General features: G+C 72.0%; 26 protein-coding genes. 16 read left to right on the top strand and 10 right to left on the bottom strand.

The annotated features are described in order from the left end of the window. The first annotated feature begins 150 nt into the window (after positions 1-150). Entirely contained in the window at positions 151-534 is a 384-nt protein-coding gene (locus NYE39_RS11945; protein ID WP_072623438.1) for a hypothetical protein, read from the top strand. 64 nt (positions 535-598) lie between these two features. Here NYE39_RS11945 and NYE39_RS11940 read toward each other — a convergent pair whose 3' ends face one another. Both NYE39_RS11940 and NYE39_RS11935 read right to left on the bottom strand, forming a co-directional pair. After that, positions 599-1,048: a methyltransferase family protein gene (locus tag NYE39_RS11940; protein ID WP_072623437.1), complete on the bottom strand. Its 450-nt coding sequence runs from the start codon at positions 1,046-1,048 to the stop codon at positions 599-601. 167 nt (positions 1,049-1,215) lie between these two features. Further along, complete coding sequence (locus tag NYE39_RS11935; protein WP_341012814.1) at positions 1,216-2,028, bottom strand: AraC family transcriptional regulator; 813 nt, start codon at positions 2,026-2,028, stop codon at positions 1,216-1,218. A 78-nt stretch (positions 2,029-2,106) separates the two neighbouring features. On the opposite strand from NYE39_RS11935, the gene NYE39_RS11930 reads away from it, so the two are divergent. Beyond that, on the top strand, positions 2,107-2,616 hold the full coding sequence (locus NYE39_RS11930) for a VOC family protein (protein WP_114204390.1): 510 nt from the start codon (positions 2,107-2,109) through the stop codon (positions 2,614-2,616). An 18-nt stretch (positions 2,617-2,634) separates the two neighbouring features. On the opposite strand, the gene NYE39_RS11925 is transcribed toward NYE39_RS11930, so the two are convergent. After that, a complete protein-coding gene (locus NYE39_RS11925; RefSeq protein WP_341012813.1) occupies positions 2,635-3,645 on the bottom strand; it encodes an aldo/keto reductase family protein in 1,011 nt (336 codons plus the stop codon). Between the two features lie 93 nt (positions 3,646-3,738). Next, the gene (locus NYE39_RS11920) at positions 3,739-4,539 is read right to left on the bottom strand and encodes a maleylpyruvate isomerase family mycothiol-dependent enzyme (RefSeq protein WP_341012812.1); all 801 of its coding nucleotides are present in this window, start codon (positions 4,537-4,539) and stop codon (positions 3,739-3,741) included. 31 nt (positions 4,540-4,570) lie between these two features. Between NYE39_RS11920 and NYE39_RS11915 the strand changes: the two genes are divergently transcribed. Beyond that, a complete protein-coding gene (locus tag NYE39_RS11915; protein ID WP_341012811.1) occupies positions 4,571-5,407 on the top strand; it encodes an SDR family NAD(P)-dependent oxidoreductase in 837 nt (278 codons plus the stop codon). A gap of 26 nt (positions 5,408-5,433) precedes the next feature. On the opposite strand, the gene NYE39_RS11910 is transcribed toward NYE39_RS11915, so the two are convergent. Continuing rightward, entirely contained in the window at positions 5,434-6,480 is a 1,047-nt protein-coding gene (locus NYE39_RS11910) for a WXG100 family type VII secretion target (RefSeq protein WP_341012810.1), read from the bottom strand. Positions 6,481-6,573: 93 nt separating this feature from the next. Between NYE39_RS11910 and NYE39_RS11905 the strand changes: the two genes are divergently transcribed. After that, positions 6,574-7,356, top strand: coding sequence for an acyl-CoA thioesterase (locus NYE39_RS11905; protein ID WP_341012809.1), 783 nt, complete (start codon positions 6,574-6,576; stop codon positions 7,354-7,356). A gap of 117 nt (positions 7,357-7,473) precedes the next feature. On the opposite strand, the gene NYE39_RS11900 is transcribed toward NYE39_RS11905, so the two are convergent. Together NYE39_RS11900 and NYE39_RS11895 are read right to left on the bottom strand one after the other, a co-directional pair. After that, the gene (locus tag NYE39_RS11900) at positions 7,474-9,018 is read right to left on the bottom strand and encodes a DEAD/DEAH box helicase (protein ID WP_341012808.1); all 1,545 of its coding nucleotides are present in this window, start codon (positions 9,016-9,018) and stop codon (positions 7,474-7,476) included. 280 nt (positions 9,019-9,298) lie between these two features. Continuing rightward, positions 9,299-9,544, bottom strand: a complete 246-nt coding sequence (locus NYE39_RS11895; protein WP_341012807.1) for a hypothetical protein — start codon at positions 9,542-9,544, stop codon at positions 9,299-9,301. A gap of 108 nt (positions 9,545-9,652) precedes the next feature. Here NYE39_RS11895 and NYE39_RS11890 point away from each other — a divergent pair, with 108 nt between their 5' ends. After that, positions 9,653-9,913, top strand: coding sequence for a hypothetical protein (locus tag NYE39_RS11890; protein WP_341012806.1), 261 nt, complete (start codon positions 9,653-9,655; stop codon positions 9,911-9,913). 228 nt (positions 9,914-10,141) lie between these two features. Here the strand turns inward: NYE39_RS11890 and gdhA are convergent, their stop codons facing one another. Beyond that, entirely contained in the window at positions 10,142-11,497 is a 1,356-nt protein-coding gene (gdhA, locus tag NYE39_RS11885; RefSeq protein ID WP_341012805.1) for an NADP-specific glutamate dehydrogenase, read from the bottom strand. Between the two features lie 104 nt (positions 11,498-11,601). Here gdhA and NYE39_RS11880 point away from each other — a divergent pair, with 104 nt between their 5' ends. The 5 genes from NYE39_RS11880 to NYE39_RS11860 are packed head-to-tail and all read left to right on the top strand — an operon-like array spanning position 11,602 to position 14,437. Next, a complete protein-coding gene (locus NYE39_RS11880) occupies positions 11,602-11,916 on the top strand; it encodes a GNAT family N-acetyltransferase (RefSeq protein WP_341012804.1) in 315 nt (104 codons plus the stop codon). Between the two features lie 2 nt (positions 11,917-11,918). Next, entirely contained in the window at positions 11,919-12,830 is a 912-nt protein-coding gene (locus tag NYE39_RS11875; protein ID WP_341013417.1) for an exodeoxyribonuclease III, read from the top strand. A 16-nt stretch (positions 12,831-12,846) separates the two neighbouring features. Further along, positions 12,847-13,725, top strand: coding sequence for a bile acid:sodium symporter family protein (locus NYE39_RS11870; protein ID WP_341012803.1), 879 nt, complete (start codon positions 12,847-12,849; stop codon positions 13,723-13,725). A gap of 9 nt (positions 13,726-13,734) precedes the next feature. After that, positions 13,735-14,091 carry an ArsC/Spx/MgsR family protein gene (locus tag NYE39_RS11865; RefSeq protein WP_072623427.1) on the top strand — a complete coding sequence of 119 codons (357 nt, stop codon included), beginning with the start codon at positions 13,735-13,737 and terminating at the stop codon, positions 14,089-14,091. Between the two features lie 25 nt (positions 14,092-14,116). Further along, on the top strand, positions 14,117-14,437 hold the full coding sequence (locus NYE39_RS11860; RefSeq protein WP_072623426.1) for a putative quinol monooxygenase: 321 nt from the start codon (positions 14,117-14,119) through the stop codon (positions 14,435-14,437). Positions 14,438-14,517: 80 nt separating this feature from the next. Here NYE39_RS11860 and NYE39_RS11855 read toward each other — a convergent pair whose 3' ends face one another. After that, positions 14,518-15,762: a hypothetical protein gene (locus NYE39_RS11855; RefSeq protein ID WP_125932752.1), complete on the bottom strand. Its 1,245-nt coding sequence runs from the start codon at positions 15,760-15,762 to the stop codon at positions 14,518-14,520. An 89-nt stretch (positions 15,763-15,851) separates the two neighbouring features. On the opposite strand from NYE39_RS11855, the gene NYE39_RS11850 reads away from it, so the two are divergent. Beyond that, complete coding sequence (locus NYE39_RS11850; protein ID WP_072623424.1) at positions 15,852-16,919, top strand: App1 family protein; 1,068 nt, start codon at positions 15,852-15,854, stop codon at positions 16,917-16,919. Beyond that, a complete protein-coding gene (locus tag NYE39_RS11845) occupies positions 16,912-17,772 on the top strand; it encodes an Fpg/Nei family DNA glycosylase (RefSeq protein WP_341012802.1) in 861 nt (286 codons plus the stop codon). The genes NYE39_RS11850 and NYE39_RS11845 overlap by 8 nt, the downstream gene beginning before the upstream one ends. 3 nt (positions 17,773-17,775) lie before the next feature. Here the strand turns inward: NYE39_RS11845 and NYE39_RS11840 are convergent, their stop codons facing one another. Next, on the bottom strand, positions 17,776-18,504 hold the full coding sequence (locus NYE39_RS11840; RefSeq protein WP_341012801.1) for a FadR/GntR family transcriptional regulator: 729 nt from the start codon (positions 18,502-18,504) through the stop codon (positions 17,776-17,778). Between the two features lie 173 nt (positions 18,505-18,677). Between NYE39_RS11840 and NYE39_RS11835 the strand changes: the two genes are divergently transcribed. From NYE39_RS11835 to NYE39_RS11820, 4 genes are read left to right on the top strand one after another with little or no spacing between them, the layout of a single operon-like run. Then, positions 18,678-20,408: an L-lactate permease gene (locus NYE39_RS11835; RefSeq protein WP_341012800.1), complete on the top strand. Its 1,731-nt coding sequence runs from the start codon at positions 18,678-18,680 to the stop codon at positions 20,406-20,408. Then, on the top strand, positions 20,393-21,169 hold the full coding sequence (locus tag NYE39_RS11830) for a (Fe-S)-binding protein (RefSeq protein WP_407656465.1): 777 nt from the start codon (positions 20,393-20,395) through the stop codon (positions 21,167-21,169). Before NYE39_RS11835 ends, NYE39_RS11830 begins: the two co-directional genes overlap by 16 nt. Then, positions 21,166-22,635 carry a LutB/LldF family L-lactate oxidation iron-sulfur protein gene (locus tag NYE39_RS11825; RefSeq protein WP_341012799.1) on the top strand — a complete coding sequence of 490 codons (1,470 nt, stop codon included), beginning with the start codon at positions 21,166-21,168 and terminating at the stop codon, positions 22,633-22,635. Before NYE39_RS11830 ends, NYE39_RS11825 begins: the two co-directional genes overlap by 4 nt. Next, a complete protein-coding gene (locus NYE39_RS11820; protein ID WP_341012798.1) occupies positions 22,632-23,285 on the top strand; it encodes a LutC/YkgG family protein in 654 nt (217 codons plus the stop codon). Before NYE39_RS11825 ends, NYE39_RS11820 begins: the two co-directional genes overlap by 4 nt. Positions 23,286-23,482: the final 197 nt, after the last annotated feature.

Below are 23,482 nucleotides of genomic sequence, written 5' to 3'. Positions count from 1 at the left end.
GGATGGGTGTCGAGGTGCTCAACACCGACGTCCTGCTCGTGGCCGACGTCGACCTGCCGCCTCAGCGCAAGCTGTTTCGCACCGGGCAGCCCGACCCCCGCCCTGCGCTCGAGCGCATCGCCCGGTGGGCGGCCGCGCACCGACCTCGGTGTGCGCACCTATCGCACCGCAGCCGGCCTGCGCGTCATCATCACCGGGCTGGCGAGCGGGCCTCCCGACCTGACGGCCCCCGTCGACCTCGGCTCGGACGATCTCTACGTGCGGCTGTGCGGACTGCACGAGACCTCGCGGGCCCGGCTGACGCCGAAGCCCCACCGGGTCGGCATGCCGAGGATCCGTGCGAGCTGGCCCTACCTCGGTGACGCCCAGCGGATCGCGGAGAAGTGGCTCAGGGACTACGAGCGGGGTTGCGCCCACCGTGCCGTCTGCGAGCTGCTGTCGGTGACCGGTCACGCCCCGGACGGAGACGCCGCCGTGCTCGTCGACCTGCACGACCGGGCCACGCAGGCGACCTCGGGCCAGCAGTTGGCGTGAGCCGGCCCGGGCTCGGGCCGGCTCACGGGCGCGGGCAGACGCGGGCGCGGGCCGGCGCCCAAGGTCACAACCAGCGCCGCACGCTCGCCACGTAGTCGCCGTAGGTCGAGCCGAATCGGTCGCGCAGCGCCTCCTCCTCGGCCGAGACCTGGAAGGTGTCGATGACCCCGACGAACCCGGCCACCGGCAGGATGGCGAGCAGGTCGCGGCGGTGGATCGCGTAGCCGGCGAGCAGCAGGGCGTCACCGAGGTAGATCGGGTTGCGGGAGTAGCGATAGATGCCCTGGCGCACGACCTTGCTCGCGTCGGCCGGGCGGGTCGGGTCGAGGGTCGTGCCCGCGGCGCGGATCTCGCGGATGCCGGCGGCGGCGACCCCCAGGCCGGCCACCGCGACCGCCGCCCCGAGGAGCGACGTGGCAGGTGACGTGGACGACCCCCGGCTCAGCAGGCGTTGCGCCGCGAGCGAGGCCAGCCCGACGACGGGTGGCGAGCGCAGGATCGAGAGGGGCTCCATGCACCAACGGTAGTCGCGTCGGCCCTCCCTGGACAGGCCCCGATGATGACGAGGACCTCACCCCCTCCGCGAGTCGAAGAAGATCCGCGACCTGGATGTCGCGCTCCTTCTTCGACTGGCCATTCCCGGGCCGGGCTGTGCCGCGACCCAGCGGTCCGGACACTGAGTCAGTGTGACTCAGTGCCCCCGGCGCGGTACCCGGTCGGGGTGAAGCCGAGCATCCTGCCGAACTCGCGTGTGAGGTGGGCGTGGTCGGCGTAGCCGAGGTCCGCGGCGATCGTCGACAGGTCGGCTCCCGGCTCCTCACGGACGCGCTCGGCCGCCTCCTGCAGCCGGCGGCGACGGATGATCTCCCCCGGGCTCATCCCGACGTGCGTGCTCGCCAAGCGCTGCAGGGTGCGCACGGACGCACCCAGTCGCGCGGCGAGGTCGTCGACCCGCAGCAGGGAGGGGTCGCTGTCGGCCAGCTCGACGAGACGCCGGGCCGGGACCGCGTCGGGATCCGCGGCCACCGCCGCCCCCACCTGCGTGGCGAGCCAGACCTCGAGCAGCCGCGCTGCGGCGGTGTGCCGTTCGTCCGCGTCGCCCGGGCCGTCCATGACCCGGGTGACGTCCGCGTGGAGGCGGGTCGCCCCCTTCGTCTCGGTGTCGCGGTCCCGCAGCGTGCCCACGTCGCCGACGAGCGCATGGGCCGCCCCCGGACGCAGCAGGGCGCCCACGGCCCAGCCGCGCCCGGTGAGGTCGCGCCGCCAGGCCCGGGAGACCGGGCCGTACACCCGCACCGCATCGGCCTCGACGACGAGCTGGCCCGCAGGGAAGGGCAGCGTCAGCGCCTCGTGCACCGCCCCCTCCGGCAGGTCCCACTCCGGCACCCAGAACCACCGCGCGAGGGGCTCTCCCTCCGCCGTCGGGAGGATCCGGGAGACCGGCGCCCGGGCATCCGGGCGCAGCTGGCCCTTGCGCGGGATCGCCTCGCTCACGGGCCGAGCGTAGGGGCACCCACGAGGTTGGCGCAGATCTTCAAGCGTCCCGCCCTCGGGTTGCCTAGCGTCGTGCCCATGGACACCACCACCGCAGCGACCGGCCAGCACACCGACCACGGCGTGCCGCACGGGTTCACCAGCTTGACCCCTTTCCACACCGTGCAGGACGCGCAGGGCGCGATCGCGTGGTACGAGCGGGTCTTCGGCGCGCGCACGGTCGACGTGACGCACATGCCGGACGGGAAGGGAGGGACGCTCGTCGCGCACGCGACGCTCGACTTCGGGCGGGGCCGGCTGCAGATCTCCGACCCGATGCCGGACTTCGGTCTCGTCGCACCCCACGAGGACGACGTCGTCTGCTCCTCGATCGCGCTCTACGTGCCCGACGTCGACGCCGTGGTCGCCGAGGCGCAGGCCGCGGGCGCGACGATCCGGGAGCCGCTCGCCGACTTCGTCTCCGGCGACCGCTTCGCCTCGATCCGCGACCCGCACGGGCTGCGCTGGGCCGTCATGACCCGCGTCGAGGACCTGTCCGACGAGGAGTCGGCGGCGCGGGTGCGGGAGTGGGCGGCCGGGCAGGGGTGAGCCCGGCCGCCCCCGCGGTCAGCTCGGGCGACGCTTGGGCGCGTTGGCCTCGGTCAGGCCGGCGTCGCGCTGGACGTGCTCGCCGAGGACCGTGTCGATCTTCGCCATGACCTGCGGCTCGAGCGTGACGCCCGAGGCCTTGACGTTCTCCTCCACCTGCTCCGGTCGCGAGGCGCCGATGATCGCGGCGGCGACGTTGGGGTTCTGCAGCACCCAGGCGACGGCGAGCTGGGCCATCGACAGGCCGACCTCGTCGGCGATCGGCCGCAGGCCCTGCACCGCGGTGAGCAGCGCGTCGTCCTGGACCCGGCCGGCGATCGACCCGCCGACCTCCTCGTGGGCGGCGCGGCTCCCTTCGGGCAGGGGCTGACCGGGCTGGTACTTGCCGGTGAGGACGCCCTGGGCGATCGGGCTCCACACGATCTGCGAGAGGCCGAGCTCCTCGCAGGTCGGGACGACCTCGTTCTCGATGACCCGCCAGATCATCGAGTACTGCGGTTGGCTCGAGATGAGCCGGATGCCGAGGTCGGAGGCGAGCTGGTGCCCCTCGCGGATCTGCTCGGCGGTCCACTCGCTGACGCCGATGTAGAGCGCCTTGCCCTGCCGCACGACGTCGGCGAAGGCCTGCATCGTCTCCTCGAGCGGCGTCTCGGTGTCGAAGCGGTGCGCCTGGTAGAGGTCGACGTAGTCCGTCTGCAGCCGCCGCAGCGACCCGTCGATCGACTCACGGATGTGCTTGGCGGACAGGCCGGAGTCGTTGTGCCCACCGGGCCCGGTCGGCCAGTAGACCTTGGTGAGGATCTCGAGCGACTCGCGCCGCTGCCCCTTGAGGGCCTCGCCGAGGACGCTCTCCGCCGCGGTGTTGGCGTAGACGTCGGCGGTGTCGAAGGTCGAGATGCCGTGGTCGAGCGCCGCTCGCACGCAGGCGGTCGCGGCGTCGGCCTCGACCTGCGAGCCGTGGGTGAGCCAGTTGCCGTAGGCGATCTCGCTGATCTTCAGACCGCTGTTGCCGAGGTATCGGTACTCCATGAGGCTCACGCTACGCCTCGCGATCCGGGGGAGGTCACGACCCTTCGAGACGCTCGGCCGCGGGCGACCTCGCTCCCCAGGGACCGTGGCGGATCAAGGGGTGACGTTGAGCCGCCCGAGCACGACGGCCGCCGTCCCCTCGTCGCCGGTGACCGTGACGTCGGCGTCGACCGGGTCGACCCGACCGCCGGTGAGCCGCAGCCACGTGACGTCGTCCATCTCGAGGGTGACGTCACTCCCTTCGCTCGGGTCGAAGGGGGCAGCCCTCCCGTCGTCGCCCACCCGGGCTGCGAGCACCCGGCCCTGCGGGCCGGAGATGTCGGCGACGACAGCCGTGCCGGCCGGCAGCCGGCGCAGGGTCATCGGGAAGATCTTCGTCATGAGGCCGGCAACGTGCGCGGCCCCGACACCGGTGGTCGTCAGGGGACGACCGGTGGCGGAGCGGATGTCCTGCTCATGGACCCAGAGGTCGATGGGACGGTTGCGCAGCAGGGTCGCCAGGTCCCACCCGAGCGCACCGACGATGCCGGGCGCCGGCTGCGACGGATCGGTGAGGTCGAGCCCCGCGAAGACCTCACGGCGGCGAGCGCACGCCGTCTCGAACTCGTCGAGCAGCTCTGCGGCAGAACGCCCCCGGCGCGCCTCGACCCCGATGTCCGTGAGGTCCGTCGGCATCGGCTGGTTGGCCTTGGACTCGACGTCGATCGCACCCCCGTCGGGCTGCGGCAGGCCGGCCGCCTCGGACTCGAGGTGCGCCAGGTGGGCGAGGACGTCCTGAACGGTCCAGCCGGGCAGCGCCGGGCGCTCCCAGTCGTCGTCGCCGAGGTCCCGCAGGACGGCGAGGAGGTCCTGGGATGCCTGCTCCCACAGGTCGAGCGGCTCGAGTCGCGTCATGGGCTCACCCTAGGGGTGGGAGGATCGGGCGGTGACCACGGACCGACTGGACAGCTCCCCCCTTCGCGCCGTGCTGCTGGGGTGCGGTGACCTCGGCACCCGGGTCGGCACCGCCCTCCACGCGAAGGGGGTGGACGTCACCGGAGTGCGTCGCGCGGTCACGGCCCTGCCGCCGCACATCCGGGGGGTGTCCGCGGACCTGGCGGCCGGCCCCGTGCCCGACCTGCCCGCCGACCTGCTCGTCATCACGATGACCCCGGACCGGCGCGACCCCGGCGGCTACCGCACGACCTATGTCGACGCGGTGCGGCACGGGCTCGAGGCGGTGCTGCGTGCGGGCACTCCCCGGCGGGCGGTGCTCGTGTCGTCGACGAGCGTCTACGAAGGGCTGGAGGGCGACCTCGACGAGACCACCGACGTTGCGCCGCAGTCGGATCGGCCGCGGATCCTGCTGGAGTCGGAGGCGCTCTTCCACGAGGCACTGCCCCACGGCACGGTGCTGCGGCTCAGCGGGCTCTACGGCCGGCCGGGCGGGCGACTCGTCCAGCGGGTGCACGACGGGGAAAACCACGACCCCGGGCGCTGGACCAACCGAATCCACCGCGAGGACGCCGCCACCGCGATCACCCACCTGCTGACGATGCCCGAGATGCCGGCCGAGCTCTACGTGGGCACCGATGACGAGCCGGCGTCTGCGGGCGACGTGCGGGGCTTCGTCGCCGACGAGCTGGGCATCGCGCGACCGGCGCCGACCGGCGTGCAGACGCCGACGGGACGGCGGATGCGCAATGCCCGCCTGCGGGCCGCGGGGGTCGAGCTGCGCTACCCGACCTATCGCGAGGGATACGCCGCGATCCTGCGCGGCTGACCCGGCGGGCTGCGCATCCCCGTGGCCTAGCCGTTGGCCGCGGCCCACTGGTCGGCGTAGTACTCCTCGTAGCCCTCGCTGGTGGTGGAGGTCTCGACCTCGACGAACCCGTCCTCGCCCTCGACAAACATCTCACGCACCCGCTCGCGCCCCGCGGCGTCCGCCTCCTCCGGCGTCTTGCCGGCCTCGATCGCCTCGTTGTAGGCCCCGTCGTAGTTGACCTCGGCGGCGCTCTGCTCGACCGGGTAGCCGCGCATCCGCATCTCCTTGTCGTAGTAGATGCCCTCCGTCGTGGCCTCGGTCTCGTTGTCGATCGAGGTCTGGACGTACTCCTCCTGGGAGACCGTCGTCGGGTCGACCGACTGCCCCTCGACGTCCCACTGGGCGTGGCTCGCCTCGTGGATGACCGAGCCCGCGTCCCCGGAATCGCTGACGTACATGGTGTTTTCGGCGGGGCTGTACTCGGCGCCCGGCCCCTTCGGGTCGCCCATCTTCACGCCGTTTTCCGCCATCCAGTTGAGGGTCTCGCGCCCTCGCGGTGAGGCCATGAGCTCCTTGACCACCGCCGAGTGGGGGTCGGCGCCCTCGGGGAGGATGACCCCGTCGACGCCGGGGTCGACAGGTCGGTGCTCCTCGGGCACGGAGGCCACCGGCTCGTCACCCCACAGCCCCACGCTCGCGAGGCCGCCGAGCATGCGGTCGATGAGGCCGGTCCGCATGTACGGGGCCGCGTCGTCCTCCGGCTCGGGGTTGCTGGTCCCCGACGCGCGCGCCGGCCCGCCGCCGCCGGCAGGTCCGGTGCCGGCACTCCCTTCGTCCTGGTCGTCGGCCTGGCGCTGCAGCTCTTGCTCGAGCCGGCTCAGCAGGTCCGCGGCCGCGTCGACCTGCGGCCGCATCGACGACCACTGAGCCTGGAACTGCTCCATGTCCGGCCCCATCCACGACTCCGCGAGGACGGTCAGGAGCTGGCTGCCGGTGAGCCCGACGGTGCGGGTCTCGTCCGCGGACTGCCGCAGCTGACCGGCGATCTGGCCGAGTCGCGTGGTGTCGGCGCCTTCGCTGACCGGTGCCATGCCTCCCCTTCGTCCGTGGTGTCTGCGACGACCCTACGGAGTGGCCGGCGGCCGGGCGATGGGGAGGCCTCCCCCCGGCATATCGTGACGCTCATGGATCTGCAGGAGATGCTCGACCAGGCCGCGACCGGTGACGTCCACGTCGAAGCGGGGTGGGGGCAGGGCCGGGCCACCTTCGGCGGTCTCGTCGGCGGGCTGCTCGTCTCGGCGATGCTGCCGCACGTGCCCGAGGCGGCGTCGCTGCGGAGCCTGACGGTCAACTTCGTCGCGCCGGTGGTGCCCGGTGCCGCGCAGGCTGAGGTCGAGGTGCTGCGCTCGGGCAAGAGCGCCACCCAGGTGCTCGGGACCCTGCGGCAGGAGGGCGCGCCGGTGGCGGTCGCGCTCGGGGCCTTCGGTGCGCCGCGCGAGTCGGCGATCAGCGTGGCTGCGACCGCCGAGGCGCCGCAGATGGCGGCCCCGGAGACGATCGAGCCCTTCCCCTACATCGCCGGGATGACGCCCGACTTCTTCCAGCACCTCGAGATGCGGCTGGCCGACGGCGGCTTCCCCTACTCCGGGGCGTCGACGTCGCACATGGACGGGTGGATGCGCTTCCGGCAGGCGCCGCCGACCTTCGACATCCGGCACTTCGTCACGCTCGTCGACTGCTGGCCGCCGGCGGTGGTGCAGATGCTCTCCGAGCTCAAGCCGGGCAGCAGCATGACGTGGACGCTCGAGATCGTCGACGACGTCACCGCCGAGCCCGACGCGCACTGGCCCTACTCGGTGCGCACCGATGTCGCCGGTGGTGGCTACGGGCACACCGACGCCCGCGTGTGGCACCCGGACGGGCGCCTCGTCGCGATCAGCCGGCAGACGGTCGCGGTCTTCGGCTAGGCCGGGTGGTCGGCGAGCAGCCCGGCGACGAGCTGCCCCCTCTGTCGGCACCTCAGCGGATGAAATACGACCCGCGCGTCCAGACGCGCGGGTCGTATTTCATTCAGTGGGGGTGGATCAGCGGCGACCGCTGCGACCGGTGCTGCTCGAGGAGAAGGCGACGACGCTGCCGCCGCGCGAGGCGCCCTGGCGGTTGCCGCCCTGGCCGCCGCGACGCTGACCACCGCCGCTGCCCTGGCTGCCGCCTCGGGACTGACCGCCTTGGCCGCCGCCGTTACGACCGCGGCCGGAGCCGCCGCCCTGGCCGCCACCGTTGCGGTTGCGACCGGCGCCGCCGCGCTCACCGCGCCCGGAGCCCTGACCGCCCGAGCCGCTGCGGCCCTGGGAGCTGCGGCCGCCCTGACCCTGGCCACCTCGGCCACCGCCGCGGTTACCTCCCTTCGCCCGGCCGTTGCCCTGCTGGGCAGGAGCCTCGACGACGAAGGGACCGGGGTAGGTGCGCTCGCCCGGGGCGAGCTCGGTGAGCAGCTCGTGGCCGACGCCCACGCGGGTTGTCGTCGGCTTGATGCCGGCCTTGCGAGTCAGGTCGCGGACGTCGCGGACCTGCTCGTCGGTCATGAGCGTGACAACCGTGCCCTCGGCGCCGGCGCGCGCGGTGCGACCGGAGCGGTGGAGGTAGGCCTTGTGCTCGACCGGCGGGTCGGCGTGGATGACGAGCGAGACGTCGTCGACGTGGATGCCGCGGGCGGCGATGTCCGTGGCGACGAGGGTCTGCGCGGTGCCGGAGTGGAAGGCCTCCATGGTCCGGGTGCGCGCGTTCTGGCTGAGGTTGCCGTGCAGCTCGACCGCGGGGACGCCGGCGGCGTTGAGCTGGCGGGCCATCTTCTTGGCGCGGTGCTTGGTGCGGGTGAAGACGACCTTGCGGCCAGGGGCCGCGACGAGGTCGGTGAGGACCGGCAGGTGGTCCCTGCTGCTGATGTGCAGGACGTGGTGGGTCATCTTGGCGACCGGCGACTGGGCCGAGTCGGCCTCGTGGGTCACGGGCTGCTCGAGGTAGCGCTTGACGATCTGATTGATCGCGCCGTCGAGGGTCGCGGAGAAGAGCATCCGCTGGCTGCCACGCGGGGTCTTGTCGAGGATCCGCTTGACACCGGGCAGGAAGCCGAGGTCGGCCATGTGGTCGGCCTCGTCGAGGATCGTCACCTCGATGGCCGACAGGTCGACGTGCCCCTGGCCCATGAGGTCCTCGAGGCGGCCCGGGCAGGCGACGACGACGTCGACGCCGGCGGCGATGGCCTTGACCTGGGGGTTCTGGCCGACGCCGCCGAAGACGGTGCGGCTGCGCAGGCCGACGGCCTGCGCGAGCGGGGTGAGGGAGTCCTCGATCTGGGTGGCGAGCTCGCGGGTCGGAGCGAGGATCAGCGCGCGGGGGCGCTTGGCCTGGCGGCGCGTGCCCGACTCGACGAGGCGGGCGACGAGCGGGAGGAGGAAGGCGTAGGTCTTGCCCGAGCCCGTGCGCCCGCGGCCGAGCACGTCACGGCCGGCGAGGGAGTCCGGCAACGTCGCCGCCTGGATCGGGGTCGGGGTGGTGATGCCCTGCTGCTCCAGGACGGAGGTCAGGGCGGAGGGCACGCCGAGGTCGGCGAAGGTCGTGGTCGTCACGAAAAGAGGTGCTCCAGACGGAGTCATGATGCTTCGGTTCTGCCCGGCACGGGTCATGCCTGCTGCTTTGCAGGGGACGCTCGCGGCGCGATGGCATCGTTGCAAAAGGAGAAGCAGCTCGCTGCAGAACTGAACGGCTGCTGCGTCGAGTGTAGCGGCGAAGGGGGTGGCGCCTGACCGCGGGTGTCGGCTATGGGCGAAGGGTGCGGCCCTCCACGCTGGTCGAGGAGCGAAGGCCCCCGGGCCTGAGCCTCGAGACCCGGCGGCGGTGATCTCGGACTCAGACGAGCTCCCAGCCGCCGGACCTCTTGCCGTCCTTGGCCTTGAGCTCACCCTCGTTACGGAGGGCCTGTGCCGCCCAGCGCAGGTCGTACTGCCAGCTGAAGAAGAGGTCCCCCGCATCGCGCAGCTGCTGCTCGTGGTGCTCCCACACGAATTTCGCGACCTCGAGGATGGACATCTCCCGGCCCTCGGACTGCAAAGCCTCGACGATCCACGGCTTCAGAACTTCGGTGTTGTTCGCCATGCCGGGCAGCTTGGCAGGCCGCGCCGACAGGGAACAGGTCAGCTGCGGTTGAGCTGCGACCCGACGACGGGAGCTGACGCCCCCTTCGCCGCAGCTCAGGGTGGTGGCATGACCCGACACACCCAGCGCCCCGACCACACCGCCGAGCTGACGAAGCTGCGCGCCCGTCTCTACTCACCCGAGCTCAGCCCGCTCGAGGCGAGCGCCATGCTCACCGCGACGGAACTGCTGCGGCTCCATGAGGCCGGCGATTTCGAGATCTGCATGAGGCCGCACAGCGCCGCGATGGTCCGGCTCTGCCTCGGGACCCCCTTCGAGCTGGTGCATCTCGAGGACCACAAGTGCTGCGACTGCTGCGGGTGCTCGTGAGGACCGAGAACAACAACGTGACCACGCGACGACGACCCTTCGAGACGGTCGCTGAGCGACCTCCTCAGGGAGCGGTCTCGAGGCTCGTCGCAGACCTCCTCACACCTCGACCAACGAGGTGGGAGCGGTCTCGAGGCTCGTCGCAGAGCTCCTCACACCTCGACCAACGAGGTGGGAGCGGTCTCGAGGCTCGTCGCAGAGCACCTCACACCTCGACCAACGTTGGGATCAGATGACGCCCTGGGCCACCATCGCGTCGGCGACCTTGATGTAGCCGGCGAGGTTGGCGCCGGCGACGTAGTCACCCGGGACGTCGAACTCCTCGGCCGTCTCGAGGCAGTTGGCGTGGATGTCGCGCATGATCTCCTCGAGGCGCAGCTCGGTCTCCTCGAAGCCCCACGAGTCGCGGCTCGCGTTCTGCTGCATCTCCAGCGCAGAAGTGGCGACGCCACCGGCGTTGGAGGCCTTGCCGGGCGCGTAGAGGGTGCCGGCCTCGCGGAAGACCTCGATCGCCTCCGGCACGCACGGCATGTTGGCGCCCTCGGCGACGAGCCGGACACCGTTCTTCACCAAGGCGCGGGCGTGCTCCTGCGAGAGCTCGTTCTGCGTGGCGCACGGCAGGGCGACGTCGCACGGCACGTCCCAGATGGAGCCGTCGGCGACGTGGCGGGCGGAACCCCCCTTCGCCTCGGCGTAGTCGGTCAGGCGCCCGCGCTGGACCTCCTTGACCTCCTGCAGGAGGGCGAGGTCGATGCCGGACTCGTCGACGACGTAGCCGCCGGAGTCCGAGACGGCGACGACGGTGCCGCCGAGCTGGTGGACCTTTTCGACGGCGTAGATCGCGACATTGCCGGAGCCGGAGACGACGACCCGCTTGCCGTCGAAGGACTCGTCTCGGGCCTTGAGCATCTCCTGGGCGAAGTAGACCGTGCCGTAGCCGGTCGCCTCGGTGCGCACCTGCGAGCCGCCCCACGACAGGCCCTTGCCGGTGAGGACGCCGGCCTCCCAGCTGTTGGTGATCCGCTTGTACTGGCCGAAGAGGTAGCCCAGCTCGCGGCCGCCGACGCCGATGTCACCGGCCGGGACGTCGGTGTACTCGCCGATGTGCCGGTAGAGCTCGGTCATGAAGGACTGGCAGAAGCGCATGATCTCGGCGTCCGACCGACCCTTGGGGTCGAAGTCGGAGCCGCCCTTGCCGCCACCGATCGGCATGCCGGTCAGCGAGTTCTTGAAGACCTGCTCGAAGCCGAGGAACTTGATGATCGACAGGTTGACGCTCGGGTGGAAGCGCAGGCCGCCCTTGTAGGGACCGAGCGCGGAGTTGAACTCCACGCGGAAGCCGCGGTTGATCTCGACGTCCCCGGAGTCCGTGGTCCACGGCACGCGGAAGATGATCTGCCGCTCCGGCTCGCACATCCGCTTGAGGATCGACCACTGCGCGTACTCGTCGACGCGGCCGGCGATCGGCGACAACGACTGCATGACCTCGTAGACGGCCTGGTGGAACTCGCGCTCCCCGGGGTTGCGCGCGATCACCTCGTCGAAGTGCCCCTGGAAGTTGGGGTGCAGGGCCTGGGTGGTCACAGCCGATCTCCTTCGAAGGGGGTGGGTCGCCTCACGCTAACCGGCGGGGCCGGGTGCAGGCGAGCTGTCTCAGCGTTGTCCCCGTCCCGTGCGACGCTGGTGTCATGAGCGCTTCCGTGAGCAGAGAGACCGGACCCGACCGATTCGAGGTGAGCGCCGACGGCGTCGTCGCCGGCTTCGCCCAGTTCGTCGACCACGACGGCCGCCGGGTTTTCTTCCACACCGAGGTCGGCGAGGAGTTCAGCGGGCAGGGCCTGGCCGGCATCGTCGTCGAGGAGGCCGTGCGGGCCACCCGCGCGGAGGGCCTGACTGTCGTGCCGGTCTGCCCCTACGTCAAGAAGTGGCTGACCAAGCACACCGACCACGGCGCCACCATCGCGCAGCCGACCCCCGACGACCTGGCCGCGATCCCGCAGTGACCCTGCGCGTCGCCACCTTCAACGTCAACGGCATCCGGGCGGCGCAGCGCCGAGGCTTCGAGGCATGGCTCGCCGAGCGCGAGCCCGATGTCGTCGCGCTCCAGGAGGTCCGCTGCCCGCCCGCGCAGCTTCCCTCCGGCGTCTTCGGTGACCACCACCTGACCTACGAGCCGGGCCAGATCGCCGGCCGCAACGGCGTCGCCGTGCTCACCCGAACCCGCCCCGCGGCGGTGCGGACCTGGGACGGCGAGGTCCTCATGCGGGCACCCGGCGAGGAGCACCTGCACACCGAGCCGTCGCCGCCGGGCACGATGGCGCGCGGGTTGTCCCCCTTCGCCGCCGAGGGGAGGTACGTCGAGGTGGACCTCGCAGACCAGCCGCTCACCGTGGCCTCGTTGTACCTGCCGAAGGGAGGGCTGCCGGCCCACCTGCAGAAGCCCGGCGGGCGCGAGGCGCCCGACGGTGGGGCGAAGTACGAGCGCAAGATGGGCTTCCTCGCCTCCTTCGCCCGCCAGCTCGACCGCTCCCGCAAGTCGGCACGGGCGGCGGGGCGCGAGTTCCTCCTGCTCGGCGACCTCAACGTCGCGCACACGCAGCTCGACGTCACCAACTGGCGGTCCAACCAGAAGTCCGAGGGCTTCCTGCCCGAGGAGCGCGAGTGGTTCGACTCGATCGTCTCGCCGCGCACCCTCGTCGACGTCGTGCGGCGCATGCACCCCGACACGACCGGCCCGATGTCCTGGTGGTCGTGGATGGGCGGCGCCTTCGACCGCGACACCGGCTGGCGGATCGACTACCACCTCGCCACCCCCGGCCTGGCGAAGCGCGCGGTCACCGCCGGCACCGACCGTCCGGCCAGCGGTCCGGAGCGGGTGAGTGATCACGCGGCCGTGGTGGTGGACTACGACTACTGACGGGTAACCTCTCGTCATGGACCAGTCTCCGGCCCTGACCATCGGGCTCCCCATCGCCATCGGCATCGTCATGCTCGGACTCGGCCTGTCGCTCACCAGGGCCGACTTCACCCGGGTGCGCGAGGCCCCGCGCGCGGTGATCGTCGCCCTGGGGCTGCAGATGCTCTTCCTGCCGCTGCTCGCCTACGGGCTGATCCGGCTCTTCGACCTCGCGCCGCTCCTCGCGGTCGGCGTCATGCTCCTCGCCGCCTCGCCCGGTGGGACGACGGCGGGGATGTTCAGCTACCTCTTCCGCGGTGACGTCGCGCTCAACGTCACGCTCACGGCGGTCAACTCGGTGCTGACGATCGTCACCCTGCCCCTCATCACCGGCTGGGCGGTGAGCCACTTCAATGCGGAGAGCGAGGGGGTCGGCGTGCAGCTCGGGAAGTTCGGCGGGGTCGTCGTGCTCGTGCTGCTGCCCGTCGCCATCGGCATGTGGCTGCGCTCGGTCCGCCCGCAGATCGCCGAGCGCGCGGAGCGTCCGATCAAGGCCTTCGCCATCGTCTTCCTCGTCGTCGTCGCCATCGGGGCGATCGTCGCCGAGCGAGACAACATCGTCGAGTACACCCGCTCGGCCGGACTGCTCGTCACCATCCTGTGCGCGCTGGCCCTGAGCGTCGGCTACGCCGTCGCCCGCGGTCTGCGCCTCGACCGCGCCCAGGGCGTGGCGGCCGCCTACGAGGTGGGCATCCAGAACACGACCCTGGCCATGACCCTCGCGCTCAGCGTCATGGGCAGCACCGAGATCGCCATCCCCGCCGCCGTCTACTCGATCGTCATGAACATCTTCGGCTTCGCCTTCGGCATCGCGCTGGGCCGGATGCCCGAGCGGGCCGTGGCCCCGGCCGTCTAGGTTGGCCCCATGAGCGATGTCACCGTGCTGCACAACCCGAAGTGCTCGACCTCCCGCGCCGCCGTCGAGACGATCGAGGGCGCCGGGGTCGCGGCCGAGGTGCACCAGTACCTCAAACAGCCCCTTGACGAGGCCGCGCTGCGCGAGCTCATCGGCAAGCTCGAGGACGAGCCGACCGATCTCGTGCGCCGCGACTCCTTCTTCAAGGACCAGGGCCTGACCGACGCCGACGTCGCGACGGTCGACCAGGTCGTCGCCGTCCTCGTCGAGCACCCGCGCCTCATGCAGCGCCCGGTGGTCGTCAAGGGCGACCGGGCGATCATCGGCCGGCCCAAGGACCGGGTTGCTCCCTTCGTCCGGGGCTGACGCGCCCGAGGACTAGAGTGGAGTCATGATCCTCATCGTCGTGAAGTTCCGTACCAAGCCCGAGTACACCGAGCGGTGGCCGGAGATCGTGGACGAGTTCACCCGGGCCACGCGCGCCGAGCCGGGCAACATCTTCTTCGAGTGGTCGAGGAGCCTGGAGAACAAGGACGAGTGGGTGCTCGTCGAGGCCTTCCAGGACGACGCCGCCGAGGCCCACGTCGGCAGCGACCACTTCGCGGCGGCCATGGAGTCGATGCGCCCGGCGATCACCGAGACCCCGCGCGTCATCAGCCGCACCGTCGAGGGCAGCGGCTGGGACGAGATGGGCGAGCTGAAGATCGACTGACCACTCAGCAGGACCTTCCCCGGCCTCGCAGGAGCTTCATCCTCGTGCGAGGCCGGGGATTTTTTTGCGTGACCCGGACGTCACGGGGCGGGTGAGGCGACCCGCCGCAGTGCCCCGTGGTCGATCAGGTCGGCGACCGCCGCGCCCACGATCCGGTCTGCCTCGGGGTGCTCCCCGAGTTCCGCGACGACGGTCGTGGTGAGGTCGGCGACGGTGACCGGTTCGCGCGCAGCCCGCCACAGCACCGCACCCGGACCGGCCAGGCGAAGAGGGCGCGACCCGGCGAGCACCAAGACCTCGCCGTCGCAGGCGATCGCGTCCGACCACGACGCCCGGACCACCCGGGGCGGGGCCTGATCCGTGCGCATTCCCCCGGGGGAATGCGGAGTCCGGGGGGTGGGCTCGGGTGCGGAGCCCTCGTCGTCGCGGGGCAGGCGCTCGTGCGCGGCCGGGGGCAGGTGCTCCCAGGTGGGCGCGGCGGGCGCGGCCTGCGCGAGGTGCTCCGCGACGAGCTCGTGGCAGGTGGCGACCTCGGCGTAGACGAGGCGGGCGGGGGCGCCGCCGGCCGTCACGGCGCGGGCGAGCCGGTCGAGGCCGTCGGCAAGCCACCACGTCGACGAGGTCTCCGGGAGCACGGCGAGCAGCTGGTCGAGCAGGCCGACCGGCTCGATCCGCGGGTGCGCCTCGTCGGGGTCTCGGGCGAGGGTGAGCAGGGCGGCGATGCGCGGGGCGGCGGGCGTCGGCCCCAGCCCCACCTCGTCGGGCGCCGGCTCGGCCTTGTGCCACCGGTCGGCCGGGTCGATGACGAGCGAAGGGGGCTTGGGGTGCGGCGCGATCCGCCCGTCGGCGAGCAGCACGACCGACTCGTCGGTGACATAGCCCAGCCGTTCCCCGAGGACCCGCGTGGCCGTCGACTTGCCCCCTCCGGAGGGGGCGACGAGGACGACCGCACGCCCGTCGGCGTCGGCGAGCGCCGCGGCGTGCAGCAGGCTCGCGCGACCGCGCAGCCGGGTCAGGCCGAGCCGGGTGATCTCACGGGAGAGGACATAGGGCAGGCGCTCCGGGTCGCTCGCGGAGACGACCGACCCCACGACGCCCGACCCGGCCGCCGCGGTCGCGGGCAGGTCGCCGAGGCCGACGCGCAGGGTCGTCGGCTCCTCGTCGAGGCGGATCGTGCCGGGGTCGATCGCGAGGTCGACGCAGCGCCTCCAGCGGGCGCGCATCTCGGCGGCGGCAGCCGCGGGCAGCGCCGACAGGTCGAGGGTCCACGTGCACCCCATCGTCACGAGGTCCACCACCTCGTCCCCCGCCTCCTGCACAGCCACCGCGTGCACTCCCTTCGCCGGGCGTCACTCTGCCAGAGAGGCCCCGGTGCGGCGACGATCGCCGCCGACCGACCACTAGGCTCGGGCCCATGCCGCGACCGCACGCAGCCGCGATCTTCGAGGACGCCTGGAACCGCCAGGTGGCCGGCGCCATGCGCCGCCGGGGTTGGGGCACCCGCGTGCTCGCCCACACCGGCTACGGCAGCACCGACCGCATCCGCGTCCTCGGCCGGGTCCTCATGACCCGGCGCCCCTATGCCCCCGCCGCCGCCGACGCCCGCGCCACGTGGCTTGAGCTGCGCACCGCCGACAACGAGCGAAGGGGGTGGCGCGTCTTCTTCACCACCGCGGCGCCGGGTGAGCCGGTCACCGTGACGATCGGCGAGCGCGAGTTCCGCACCCGCGTGGACCGCTCCGGTCTGCTCGACCTGACGATCACCGGTCACGGGCTCGAGCCGGGCTGGCACGACCTGCAGATCTCCTCGCCACGCGCTGCCGACACGACCGCCGCGGTCTTCATCGTCGCGCCGGACCAGACCTTCGGCATCGTCTCCGACATCGACGACACGATCATCACGACGACGATGCCGCGACCGATGATCGCCGCGTGGAACACCTTCTTCCGCCACGAGGGCACCCGCCGCGCCGTGCCCGGCATGGCGACGATGTACCGCGAGCTGCTCGCCGAGCACCCGGGCGCGCCGATCGTCTACGTCTCGACCGGCGCGTGGAACCTCGTGCCCGCCCTCACCCGCTTCCTGCGCCGCGCCGGCTACCCGCTCGGGCCGATGCTCATGACCGACTGGGGGCCGACCAACACCGGGTGGTTCCGCTCCGGGCAGGACCACAAGCGCGCCGCGCTGCACCGGCTCGCGCGGGAGCTGCCCGAGGTGCGCTGGGTGCTCATCGGCGACGACGGGCAGCACGACCCGAGCCTCTACGGCGAGTTCGCCGAGCAGCTGCCCGAGCGGGTGCGCGCCATCGGGATCCGCGTGCTGTCGGCGACGGAGCAGCTGCTCAGCCACTTCACCCCGATCTCGACCGACGACTTCGAGCAGCACGTCGGCGTCGAGCTGCCGATCTGCCGGGCCAACGACGGCTGGACGATGCTCGAGCAGATGCGCGAGGCACTCGGGACGGACCGGGCCCGTGCCTGAGCTGCCCGAGGTCCAGGGACTCGTCGACTTCCTCGGCGAGCGGATGGCCGGGCTGGCGGTCGAGTCGCTGGAGCTCGCGTCCTTCTCCGTGCTCAAGACCTTCGACCCGCCACCGCAGGCCCTCGCCGGCGCGCCCGTCGACGGGGTGACCCGCCACGGCAAGTGGATCGACATCGATTGCGACGGCATCCACCTCGTGCTGCACCTCGCCCGCGCCGGCTGGATCCGCTGGTCCGAGGAGCTGCCGCGCACCGTGCTGCGGCCCGGCAAGTCACCCATCGCGCTGCGGGTGCGGCTCGTCGACGGCTCGGGCTTCGACGTCACCGAGGCCGGCACGAAGAAGAGCCTCGCCGCCTACCTCGTGCGCGACGTGCAGGCCGTGCCGGGCATCGCGAGCTTGGGACCCGACCCGCTCGCCGACGACTTCACCCGCGAGGCCTTCGGCGAGCTGCTCGCCGGCCGCTCCGCCCAGATCAAGGGCGTGCTGCGCGACCAGTCGGTCATCGCGGGGGTGGGCAATGCCTACTCCGACGAGGTCCTGCACGTGGCAAAGCTGTCTCCCTTCGCCAAGGCGTCGACCCTGACCGACGAGCAGGTGGACACGCTCTACCAGGCCCTGCGCTCGACCCTGACCGACGCCGTCGCGGCCGCCTCGGGCAAGCCGGCGAAGGAGCTCAAGGACGCCAAGCGGGCCGGTATGCGGGTCCACGGACGCACTGGCGAGGCCTGCCCCGTGTGCGGTGACGTCGTGCGTGAGGTGAGCTTCGCCGACCGGTCGCTGCAGTACTGCGCCACCTGCCAGACCGGCGGCAAGCCCCTCGCCGACCGGCGGACGAGCAAGTTCCTCAAGTAACCGTCAGTCGGCGGTGATCAGCCGCCATGCCGAGCGGATGTGCTCCTCCGTGGCCGCTGCCGCGAGATCACCGTCGCCGGCCGCGATCGCCGCGTGGATCCGCCGGTGGTCCGCCCGCAGCTTGTCGGCGACCTCGTCCCAGTCGCCGACGGTGCGGAAGGCGTCGAGGATCGGCAGCCGCATCGACTCACGGATGGCTGCGGTGACGTCGCGAGCCAGCTGGTTGCCCGCGGCCTCGGCGAGCGCGACGTGGAAGGCGGTGTCGTGGTCGTTGAACCGCTCCCGGTCGATCCCCGGGGTCTCCATGAGGTCGAGCAGCCGGGTCATCTCGGCCAGCTGCTCCGGTGTCGCGTGCGCCGCGGCGAGGCGCACGCTCACCGTCTCGAGAGCCACCCGCACCTCGAGCACGTCGGGCAGCGGGAAGTTGGCGAGCGCCACGTGCAGGCGCAGCAGACGGGCGAGGGCGCCGCTGGGCACCGCGGTGATCATCGTCCCGCCGGCGCCACCGGCCCCGACCGACGAACGCACGACCCCCTGGGCCTCGAGCGTGCGCACCGCCTCGCGCACCGCAGCACGACCCACCTCGAGCATCCGGGCCAGCTCGCGCTCCGCCGGCAGGGTGTCGCCGACCCGCAGCCGCCCGTCGAGGATGCGTTCGTCGACCCACGCGAGCACGACCTCGTAAGCCTTGAGGCCCCCGCCGGGCCTCGCGGGGCTGGGATCTTCGCTCACGAGCACAGGATGGCACGGCCTCGCAGCGGCCGGGAGAAGTGGTCGGACCATTGCCGGTTCTTTTGGTCCGACCATTGACGGAATGGCCTCACCGGGTCTACGGTCGATCCTCGACGCAATGGTCCGACCATTACGTCGATCCTCCCGCCCGACGACGTGCACCCGGAGCCCCGATGACCCCCACCGCCGTACCGATGGACTTCACACCGGAGATCGCTCCGGTGCTCGACAGCCTCACCGTCTCAGCCCTCGTGGCCCTCGTGCCGCTGGTGACGATCTTCGTCACCCTCGGCCTGCTGAAGTGGAAGGCGCACTGGGCCGGCCTGACCGCCGTGGCGGTCGCGATCCTCGTGGCGGTCCTCTTCTTCGGGATGCCAGCCCACCTCGCCGCGCTCGCGGCGACCGAGGGCGCCGTCTTCGGCCTCTTCCCCATCATGTGGATCGTCTTCACCGCGATCGTCCTCTACGAGGTCACGGTGCGCTCGGGTCACTTCGAGGACCTGCGCGCGACCTTCCGGCTCATCTCCGACGACCCGCGGATCCAGGCGATCATCATCGCCTTCTGCTTCGGCGCGCTCCTCGAGGCCCTCGCCGGCTTCGGCGCCCCCGTCGCCATCACCGGCGTCATGCTCATGGCGGTGGGCTTCGCCCCCCTTCGCGCCGCCACGGTCGTGCTGCTGGCCAACACCGCCCCCGTCGCCTTCGGGGCCATCGCCATCCCGATCCTCACCGCCGGCAACCTCACCGGCATCCCCTACGAGGAGATCGGTGCCTACGTCGGCCACCAGGCACCGATCATCGCCATCTTCGTCCCGCTGCTCCTCGTCTTCATGGTCGACGGGCGAAGGGGGGTCCGCCAGACCTGGCCGGCCGCCGTCGTCATCGGCCTCGCCTTCGCCATCACCCAGTGGGTCTCGGCGACGTGGATCTCGGTCGAGATGACCGACATCATCGCCTCCCTCGTCTCGCTCGCCGTCGCCGTCGCCTTCCTGCGGACCTGGCAGCCGACCGGCGGTGACGAGGCCACCGAGTCGCTCCAGGTCGAGCGGGAGCAGCAGTTCGCGCTCGCCGGGGCCGACGGCCCTACGACCGGCGGCGGGTCGGCCGACGCCTACCAGATCACGCCCGAGGAGCTCGACTCCCAGGCCCGCGCCCTCACGCCGCGCCGCATCGCCTGGGCGATGTTCCCCTACGTCCTCGTCGTCGCCGTCTTCTCGATCGCCAAGCTCGTGCCGGCCGTCGACACCTGGCTCACGGGGACCAACGTCAAGATCCCCTGGCCCGGTCTGGCCGGTGAGGTGCTCACCCACGACGGCAGCGTCAACGCCTCGGCGACCTACTCCTTCTCCTGGCTCTCCTCCCCCGGCACCATGCTCCTCGCCTGCGCCGTCGTCGTGGCCCTGGCCTACGGGATCGGCTTCTCCGGCCTGGCCGCCGAGATGAAGGAGACCGCGGTGAAGATGCGCTGGGCCTTCGTCACCGTCGCCTCGGTCCTCGCCCTCGCCTACGTCATGAACCTCTCCGGGCAGACGATCACCATCGGCGCCTGGATCGCCGGGACCGGAACCGCCTTCGCCTTCCTCAGCCCCTTGCTCGGGTGGCTCGGCACGGCGGTCACCGGCTCGGACACGAGCGCCAACGCGCTCTTCGCCACCCTGCAGCAGAGCGCCGCCGAGCGGGCGGGGATCGACCCGACCCTGCTCGTCGCGGCCAACACCTCCGGAGGAGTCGTCGGCAAGATGATCAGCCCGCAGAACCTCACGATCGCGGCCACGGCCGTCGGTCTCGTCGGCCAGGAGTCCGCCATCCTGCGCAAGGTGCTCCCCTGGAGCATCGGACTCATCGTCGTCATGTGCCTCATCGTCGGCCTGCAGTCGACGGTCCTGTCGTGGATGCTCCCGTGACCGCGCCGGCCCGCACCGACCTCAAGGTCGCCCTCTTCGCCACGTGCTTCAACGACACGATGTGGCCGGAGACGCTCAAGGCGACCGTCCGGCTGCTCGACCGGCTCGGCTGCCGGGTCGACTTCCCGATGCAGCAGGCGTGCTGCGGCCAGGCCCTCACCAACACCGGCTACGGGCGCGACGCCGTCCCGATGGTGCGCCGCTTCGTCGACGTCTTCGAGGGCTACGACGCCGTCGTCGCCCCCTCGGGGTCGTGCGTCGGGTCGGTCCGCGAGCAGCACGCGACGATCGCCCGGCAGGCCGGTGAGGACCGGCTCCTCGGCCAGGTCCAGCAGGTGGCGCCCCGGGTCCACGAGCTGTCCGAGTTCCTCGTCGACGTGCTCGGCGTGACCGACGTCGGCGCCTGGTTCCCGCACCGCGTCACCTACCACCCGACCTGCCACTCCCTGCGCATGCTGCGTGTCGGCGACAAGCCGCTGCAGCTGCTGCGTGCGGTGCGGGGGATCGAGCTCGTCGACCTGCCGGGGGCGACGGAGTGCTGCGGCTTCGGCGGCACCTTCGCGATGAAGAACTCCGACGTGTCCGTCGCCATGGGGGCCGACAAGTGCCGCAGCGTGCGAGCCACCGAGGCGGAGGTGCTCGTCGCGAGCGACAACTCCTGCCTGGCTCACATCGGCGGGATGCTCGGGCGGCAGCGCTCCGGAGTGCGCCAGATGCACCTCGCCGAGATCCTGGCGTCGACCGAGGAGGACCCGTCATGAGCACACGCACCCCCGGTGGCCCCGTGCAGGCGACCTCGCCGACCTTCGTCGGCATGCCCGCCTTCCCGGAGGCCGCACGCGGCGCGCTCGCCAACACCCAGCAGCGCAAGAACCTGCGCCACGCGACGCACACGATCCGCGACAAGCGCGCCGCAGCCGTCGCCGAGGTCCCGCAGTGGGAGGCCCTGCGGGTGGCCGGTGCCGAGGCCAAGGACGAGGCCCTCACCCACCTCGGCGACTACCTCGAGCAGCTCGAGGCATCGCTGACGGCCAGGGGCGCGACCGTCCACTGGGCCCGTGACGCCGCCGAGGCCAACCGGATCGCCCTCGAGGTGGTGCGGGCCAAGGAGGCCGACGAGGTCGTCAAGGTCAAGTCCATGGCGACCCAGGAGATCGAGCTCAATGAAGCACTCGAGGAGGCCGGGGTCCACGCGTGGGAGACCGACCTCGCCGAGCTCATCGTCCAGCTCGGCCACGATCGCCCCAGTCACATCCTCGTCCCGGCGATCCACCGCAACCGCAGCGAGATCCGTGAGATCTTCCTCCGCGAGATGGCTGCGGTCGGCCGCCCCGCGCCGGAGGAGCTCACCGACGACCCGGCGGCTCTCGCCGAGGCCGCCCGACTGCACCTGCGCGAGAAGTTCCTGCGCGCCCGCGTGGGGATCTCGGGGGCGAACTTCGCGATCGCCGACACGGGCACCCTCGTCGTCGTCGAGTCCGAGGGCAACGGCCGCATGTGCCTGACCCTCCCCGAGACGCTCATCACCGTCGTTGGGATCGAAAAGGTGCTGCCCACCTGGGACGACCTCGGCCCGATGATGCAGCTGCTGCCCCGATCGAGCACCGCCGAGCGGATGAACCCCTACACGACGATGTGGACCGGAGCCCACGAGGGCGACGGCCCCCAGGACGTGCACGTCATCCTGCTCGACAACGGACGCAGCCACGTGCTCGCGGACACCGTCGGCCGAGAGGCGCTGCGCTGCATCCGCTGCTCGGCCTGCCTCAACGTCTGCCCGGTCTACGAGCGCACCGGTGGCCATGCCTACGGCTCGGTCTACCCCGGCCCCATCGGCGCGGTGCTCAACCCACAGCTGCGCGGCACGACCAGCGAGGTCGACCAGTCGCTGCCCTACGCCTCGAGCCTGTGCGGTGCGTGCTTCGACGCCTGCCCGGTGCGGATCAACATCCCAGAGCTGCTCGTGGAGCTGCGGGGCCGGGTGACCGAGCAGGAGGGACACGCCGCCGAGTCCGCCGCCATGCGCGCCGCCGCGTGGGTGCTGTCCGACCCGCGCCGCCTCGCCGGGGCGCAGCGAGCCGCCGGGCTCGCCGGTCGCCTCATCGGCGACCGCACGGTCCGATCGGTCCCGGGGCTCGGCGCGTGGACCGACGCCCGCGACCTGCCGACACCGCCCACCGAGTCCTTCCGGCACTGGTGGGCCCGCGAGAGGAAGGACGAGCGATGAGCGCACGCGAGGAGATCCTCGCCCGCGTCCGCGGGGCCACCGCCGACGTGACGACTGCGGCGGCATTCACGCCCCGCGAGCCGATGCGCGACCGGGGGCCCGTCGACGCCCACGGCCTGACGCAGTTCGCCGAGACGGTCGCCGACTACCGCGCCGAGGTCGTGCACGCGACCCCGGCGGGCGCAGCCGAGGCGATCACGACGGCCCTGACCCGGCACGGCTGCAACAGCGTCGTCGTCCCGACCGGCCTCGAGGCCGAGTGGGTCGACGCGATCGCCACGGTGGCGCAGGTGCACCGAGAGGCCGAGACCCCGACCCATGCCTCCCTCGACACGATCGACGGCGTCGTCACGGGCGCCGCGCTCGGGATCGCCGAGACGGGGACCATCGTGCTCGACCACGGGCCGGCCCAGGGCCGGCGCGCGATCACCCTGGTGCCCGACACCCACGTGTGCGTCGTGCGGGCCGACCAGGTCGTCGCCGACGTGCCCGATGCCGTCGCGCGTTTGCGCCCCGGCGCCGAAGGCGCCCGACCGCTCACGTGGATCAGTGGCCCGAGCGCCACGAGCGACATCGAGCTGCAACGGGTCGAGGGTGTGCACGGCCCCCGCACGCTCGTCATGGTCCTCGTCGCCGACGCGCCAGGCTGAGCGGGCCGGGGCGCCACACCCGCGTGGCCCCGTTACCTTCTTCGTGCCCTCGATGATGGGGGTGTTGGTCGCTGGGTCCGGCATGACTTACTGCCCCTGTCGCATGGATGATCCGGGGGGTGTTGTCACCGGGCCTGGTGGCGTCGGTCTGACCGCTGATAGGGACACGGCCCCCGCTTGGGTGGTCTCTTCGTAAC

The organism is Janibacter sp. FSL W8-0316, assembly GCF_038004165.1.
GTDB lineage: Bacteria > Actinomycetota > Actinomycetes > Actinomycetales > Dermatophilaceae > Janibacter > Janibacter indicus.
The sequence above is the reverse complement of the archived record's forward strand: the minus strand, read 5'-3'. Positions and strand labels throughout refer to the sequence as shown.